This window comes from Bradyrhizobium sp. P2_E8 (assembly GCF_056403875.1).
In genome coordinates this window covers 1-5,543 of sequence record NZ_JBFUES010000488.1, presented here as the reverse complement: position 1 = coordinate 5,543, position 5,543 = coordinate 1, and the positions used below count along the sequence as shown (strand labels likewise).

The 5,543-nt window shown below is 65.2% G+C and carries 6 protein-coding genes, 2 tRNA genes and 1 pseudogene; 5 read left to right on the top strand and 4 right to left on the bottom strand.

Features of this window, described 5'->3' with window-relative positions:
* Together AC1D00_RS24415 and AC1D00_RS24410 are read left to right on the top strand one after the other, a co-directional pair.
* Nucleotides 1-417: pseudogene (locus tag AC1D00_RS24415) on the top strand (outer membrane protein assembly factor BamB family protein); the annotation flags it as partial.
* Nucleotides 418-580: 163 nt separating this feature from the next.
* Nucleotides 581-994 carry a GFA family protein gene (locus tag AC1D00_RS24410; protein ID WP_135174322.1) on the top strand — a complete coding sequence of 138 codons (414 nt, stop codon included), beginning with the start codon at nucleotides 581-583 and terminating at the stop codon, nucleotides 992-994.
* Between the two features lie 19 nt (nucleotides 995-1,013).
* Here AC1D00_RS24410 and AC1D00_RS24405 read toward each other — a convergent pair.
* A tRNA-Thr gene (locus tag AC1D00_RS24405) sits at nucleotides 1,014-1,088 on the bottom strand.
* A gap of 169 nt (nucleotides 1,089-1,257) precedes the next feature.
* A complete protein-coding gene (locus AC1D00_RS24400; protein ID WP_477012410.1) occupies nucleotides 1,258-1,722 on the bottom strand; it encodes a hypothetical protein in 465 nt (154 codons plus the stop codon).
* A gap of 279 nt (nucleotides 1,723-2,001) precedes the next feature.
* Here AC1D00_RS24400 and AC1D00_RS24395 point away from each other — a divergent pair, with 279 nt between their 5' ends.
* On the top strand, nucleotides 2,002-2,487 hold the full coding sequence (locus AC1D00_RS24395) for a hypothetical protein (protein ID WP_477012409.1): 486 nt from the start codon (nucleotides 2,002-2,004) through the stop codon (nucleotides 2,485-2,487).
* 44 nt (nucleotides 2,488-2,531) lie between these two features.
* Nucleotides 2,532-3,038: a hypothetical protein gene (locus AC1D00_RS24390; protein ID WP_477012408.1), complete on the top strand. Its 507-nt coding sequence runs from the start codon at nucleotides 2,532-2,534 to the stop codon at nucleotides 3,036-3,038.
* 124 nt (nucleotides 3,039-3,162) lie between these two features.
* Here AC1D00_RS24390 and rlmB read toward each other — a convergent pair whose 3' ends face one another.
* Nucleotides 3,163-3,993 (bottom strand): 23S rRNA (guanosine(2251)-2'-O)-methyltransferase RlmB, encoded by an 831-nt coding sequence (gene rlmB, locus AC1D00_RS24385; protein ID WP_167770739.1) that lies wholly within the window; start codon nucleotides 3,991-3,993, stop codon nucleotides 3,163-3,165.
* A gap of 207 nt (nucleotides 3,994-4,200) precedes the next feature.
* On the opposite strand from rlmB, the gene AC1D00_RS24380 reads away from it, so the two are divergent.
* Nucleotides 4,201-4,286: transfer RNA gene (locus AC1D00_RS24380), tRNA-Tyr, on the top strand.
* 119 nt (nucleotides 4,287-4,405) lie between these two features.
* Here AC1D00_RS24380 and AC1D00_RS24375 read toward each other — a convergent pair.
* Entirely contained in the window at nucleotides 4,406-5,437 is a 1,032-nt protein-coding gene (locus AC1D00_RS24375; RefSeq protein WP_477012407.1) for an LLM class flavin-dependent oxidoreductase, read from the bottom strand.
* Nucleotides 5,438-5,543 lie beyond the last annotated feature (106 nt).

Genomic DNA, 5,543 nt, shown 5'->3' with positions numbered 1-5,543 from the left:
GTGCGTGTCCTGTACGATGGCACGCGGCGGCTCGATTCCACCCAAGGCGGCGGCCTGTTCGGCCTCGATCTCCCCAGCGGGAAGATTGCGATGGAAGTGTCTCCCGTCGCCTGCGGCGATCGCCTCCAATGCAGCCCCGCGCTGTCGGCGGCGGTGAGCCTGATCCCCGGTGTCGTGTTCTCCGGCGGCGTCAGCGGCTTCTTGCGCGCCTACGCCACAGCCGACGGCAAGCTGCTGTGGGAGTTCGATACCGCGCGAGACTATACGGCCGTGAACGGCGTCCCCGCCCATGGCGGCGCGATCGACGGCCCCGGGCCGGTCATCGCCGGCGGCATGCTCTACACCAATTCCGGCTACGGCCAGTGGAGCGGCGTCGCCGGCAACGTGCTGCTGGCGTTCGAGGTTGGGAAGGAGTGAGGGCGAGCATAGGTGCATTGCTCCACCAACTCGTCATTGCGAGCGTAGCGAAGCAATCCAGACTCTTCTCGCGACGACAGTAAGCGGGAACACCGTTCCGGATTGCGCTCCGTTCCATCCCGGCTGCAGGACCCGTCGGCCGACCAAGGAGGAAGGAATTTCGATGATCGACGCCCGATGTCATTGCGGCGCTCTTGCGCTGTCGCTTCCGGGGCCATCAAGCCTCGTCGCCGCCTGCCATTGCATTGACTGCCAGCGACGAACAGGCGCGCCGTTCGGTGTCGGTGCCTTCTATCCGGCAGAGGCCGTCACGATCTCAGGCGCGTCGAAGGAATACGTCCGCACGGCCGCGAGCGGCGGCAAGGTCCGCAGTTATTTTTGTCCCGACTGCGGTTCAACGGTCTGGTGGAAAGCGGACAATCTGCCTGCGATGATCGGCGTCGCCATCGGCGCCATCGCGGATCCGAATTTTCCGGCCCCGGTCAGATCGGTTTTCGAGCAATCGAAACATGTGTGGGTGGAGATCGCCGGCGCCCAGCATTTCCAGCAGAGCAGCTTGCAGAAGAATTCGGACTGAGTGCTCCCGCGTCGAGTGCTGGTGCCGGCTGAGGGGATTGAACCCCCGACCTTCGGTTTACAAAACCGCTGCTCTACCGCTGAGCTAAGCCGGCGACGCTGGAAGATGCGGGGCAGGGCTCGGCATGTGCCGGAGTTGTCCGTCCGCTCGGGCGTCGCAATATCAGACTTGGGTGGAAAGTGCCAGAACCCGCGCATGGATCGCAGGCATGAAAACAGGCGGCCCGAAGGCCGCCTGTTCCGTCGCGCGTGGCTTAAGCTGGCTTACTGGCAGATGTGCCGGCGGCCGTCCTCACCCTTGAACCAGGTGCCGGGCGTACAGACGAAGCCGTTGCGCTGGGCGTAGGTGCGGGTGTCCCAGCCGCGATTGTCCCACGAATTGTCGTAGGCATAGCTGTTGTCCATGGCGCGGAACGGCGCGGTTGCGATCGCGCCGGCGGTGCCGATGGCAGCGCCCGCAACGCCGGCCGCGACGTCGGTCGGCCAGAAGCCGGTGCGGCTCCCGTTCCAGTCGTTATTCCAGTCGCCATTGGTCTGGCGGGAGCTCACGCGGTGATGGCGATAGCCTCGATCGCTGTACGAATTTCCCGGGCCGAGGTTCTGGCAATTGGCATTGGGGAATTGCGCCGAGCAGCGGGCTGGATTGTTGACCCCGGTTTGCGCCATGGCGGGCGTTGCGAGTGCGGATGCCGCGATCACGGCGGCGCCGAGCAGTTTCATTTTCGTCATTATTTGTCTCCCGTCTGATTGACGGGGGCTAAATGCTGGCGGCGATCGATGTTCCGATGAAGCAGGTTGATTGTGCCGCTCATGGGTCAAACGGTTGTGAGCGAGCGGAACATGTTCCGGTGCGTGCGGATCCCCGTTAACGCTTCGCTAGCGCAGCTTGCGGCATTTGAGCGGCCCGCGTCGCTTGCGCGTTAGGCTTACCGGCATTTGGTGAGCGGGCCTTAACCCTCTGTGGGCCGTGATCGGTTAGGTTGTGTTCCAGACAACCGGGATCCCACCATGCGCGCTCTGGCGCTCGCAGCCTTTTTGATCGGACTGCCCGCGACGGCGTTTGCCGGCGGCGGCTTCGATATCGTCGTGCCCGGCCGCCCCGGCGTGCCGATCATCATCAATGGCATCGACGCGTCCTATAGCGTCGTCGAAGGTGTCTGGGGCCTGGGCAAGAACGTCCAGGTGCAGCCCACGATCTATGGCGGACGCTATGTCGCCGAGCGGCAGCCGGAAGACGTCGGCCATTATTATCCGACACTGGGCCTGCGGCCCGGCTACGGCCGGCTCGAGGTCGAGCCGCCGGCGAACCGCAAATTGCCGAAGYCGGCCGAGAGCTACCACCAGAGCTGGGGCGCGCAATCGGCGCCGCTGCCGCCGCAGATGGATGTGCCCGCCGATCCGCCGCCGGTGATCCTGGCGCCTGAGATCAACGTGAATCCGCAGCATCGTCGGCCCCGGCCGCGTGCCGAGGTGCCCGGCAAGCCGCCGGGTTAAGAAACGACAAAAATCCGAAATACGGAAATCAACAGGAGAGAGTAATGCGTCAGATGATTTCGGGACTGGTCGCGGCGGCTGCCGTGATGTTCGTCGGGGCCGCGCCGGCCGCGGCCTGCGGCTTCAATCCGTGCCAGCCGATTGCGCCGGTCTATTCCGGCTGCAACACCGGTTGCGGTAGCTGGGGTTATGGCCCGGGTTATGGCGGATGGGGCTTTGAGCACCTCGCCGAGCCGACCACGCAGTATTACTACGTCAACCAGGGCCCGACCTACACCGGCCCCGGCGCCTTCGCGCCGTACCCGACCTATCGTGAGGACGCGGTCGTCGCGCCCGCCAACTACGGCTATGGCCGTAGTTATGGCTACGGCAACGGCTATGGCTATCGTGCCGCCTCCTATCAGCGCCCGTACTACCGTCCGTATCGCTACGGCTATGGCCCGCGGTACGGCTATCTGCCGCGCACGCACTACGGCTACGGTCCGCGCTACGGCTACGCCCACCGCGCGCCGTATTACGGCGGCCACCGCGTGCTGCGCCGCTATTACTGATCGTTTGATTGGTTGAGTTGAAGAAGCGCCCGTCCGCGCGATGCGGATGGGCGTTTTGTTTTTGGATTCTTAGTTTGACGCGTTTTCTTTACGCGAACCGGTATCCACTTCGCTTGAAAACGCTCTACCGCTTCATCAGCCCGAGCCGGCTTGCGCCGACGTAAAGCGAGAGCACGGCGGCATTCGACACGTTGAGGCTCTTGATCTCGCCGGGCATGTCGAGCCGCGCCACGACGCTGCATGTTTCGCGCGTCAATTGCCGCAGGCCCTTGCCTTCGGCGCCGAGCACCAGTGCGAGCGGTTCGCGCAGTGCGACGTCCGAGAGGTCCTCGCTGCCTTCGCTGTCGAGGCCAACCGTCTGGAAGCCGCGCTCGTTCAACGCGGTGAGGGCGCGGGCGAGGTTTTGCACCGTCACCATCGGTACCAGTTCCAGCGCGCCTGAGGCGGCCTTGGCCAGCACGCCGGTTGCCTCGGGGCTGTGGCGCGCCGTGGTGATGATCGCCTTCACCGCGAACGCTGCTGCTGAGCGCAGGATGGCGCCGACATTGTGCGGATCGGTGATCTGGTCGAGCACCAGCACCATGCCTTCCTGCTCCAGGGTCTCGATGTCGGGCGAGGGCAGGGCGTCGGCCTCGGCGAGCAGGCCCTGGTGGACAGCGTCGGGCGACAGCAGCCGGTCGATCTCCTGGGGACGGACGATCTCGGGCGTGACGCGGGTCTCGATGTTTTCGTCCGCGAGCCGCCTTGCGGCGTTCTCGGTCAGCGTCAGCTTGCGGATCCGCCGCGCCGGGTTTTGCAGCGCCATGGTGACGCTGTGCCAGCCATAGAGGATGACTGGACCGTCGGATGCCGAATCACGGTCGCGCCAGGCCGGCCGGCCGGCCGATTTCCCGGGCCTGTTGAAGGGCTTAGCCCCGCTGCGGGGCCCCCTCGGGGTGAATTTTCGATCCTTCATGGGCTCGCTTGTGTCACGGGTCCCGGAATATGGCAATTTGGGCGCCCAAGGTGACGATTTTAGCTGTTCGCCTCGGTTGACTTTGCCCCACCGCATCGCCCATAAACGCGCCCGGTCGCGCCCCCATCCGGGCTGTCGCGGCCTTCACGTTCCATGGCCGTCTTCGGTCCGCCGGCAAGGTCCGGCCCGATTGTGCTGCCGTCGAGCGGGGGAGTGTCCCGAGTGGCAAAGGGAGCTGACTGTAAATCAGCCGCCTCATGGCTTCGCAGGTTCGAGTCCTGCCTCCCCCACCACGCTTCGCCCTTCGGGCTACGCGTGGCGCAGCCACGTGATGCCTGAAGGGCGAAGCGTGGTGTCCGGCGAAGCCCGAAGGGCGTAGGCGGACTGTCGAACGGATACGACCGCCGCTACCTCACCCCATCATCTCCCGCACCATCGGCACCACCTTGCGCCCGTAGAGCTCGATGCTCTTCATCAGCTTCTCGTGCGGCAGGGGACCGGCCGAATATTTCAGCTGGAAACGCGAGATGCCAAGCGCCTTTGCCGTCTTCGCGATCTTGCGCGCCACGGTTTCCGGCGAGCCGACATAGAGCGAGCCGTGCTCGGCTTCGCTTACGAACTCGTCGCGGCCCATCGGCGGCCAGCCGCGTTCCTTGCCGATGCGGTCACGCATGGCCTTGTAGTCGCCCCACAGCTCTTCGCGCGCCTGCGCATCCGTTTCCGCGACATAGCCGGGCGAGTGCACGCCGATCGGCTGTGCCGGGCGGCCGAACTCCCTGAAGGCACGGTGATAGAGATCGACGTAGGGCGCAAAGCGCGCAGGATCGCCGCCGATGATCGCGAGCATCAGGGGCAGGTCGTAATGCGCCGCGCGCACCACCGATTGCGGACTGCCGCCGACGCCGATCCAGGTTTTCAGCGTGCCGTTCTCGACCGGCGGATAGACGAGCTGCTCTTTCAGCGGCGGGCGCAATTTGCCTTCCCAGGTCACGGGCTTCTGCGACAGCAGGGCGGCGAACAGATCGAGCTTCTCCTCGAACAGCGCTTCGTAAGAACGCAGATCGAAGCCGAACAGTGGAAAGGATTCGGTGAAGGAGCCGCGGCCGAGGATCACCTCGGCGCGCCCGTTGGAGAGCGCATCGAGCGTGGCAAAGCGCTGGAAGACGCGGATCGGATCGTCCGAGCTCAGCACCGTGACGGCCGAGCCGAGATGGATGTGCCTGGTGCGCGACGCGATCGCCGCGAGCACGGTCTCGGGCGAGGAGATCGCGAAATCGGCACGGTGGTGCTCGCCGAGGCCGATGAAGTCGAGGCCGAGCTCGTCGGCCAGCACGGCTTCGTCGACGACGTTGCGGATCACCTGCGCGTGCGCGAGCGTCTTGCCTGTGCCGTCCTTGGTGACGTCGCCAAAGGTATCCAGTCCGAATTGAAGCGGTGAGGTCATCGATCAGGTCTCTGCGGGGGTGGGGGCGCGAGCGGCGCCCGCATGTGGGAAATTGTTTGCTGTGCAGCTATGGTGCGGCGACCGCATCGGCAATGCTGCTGCGGGA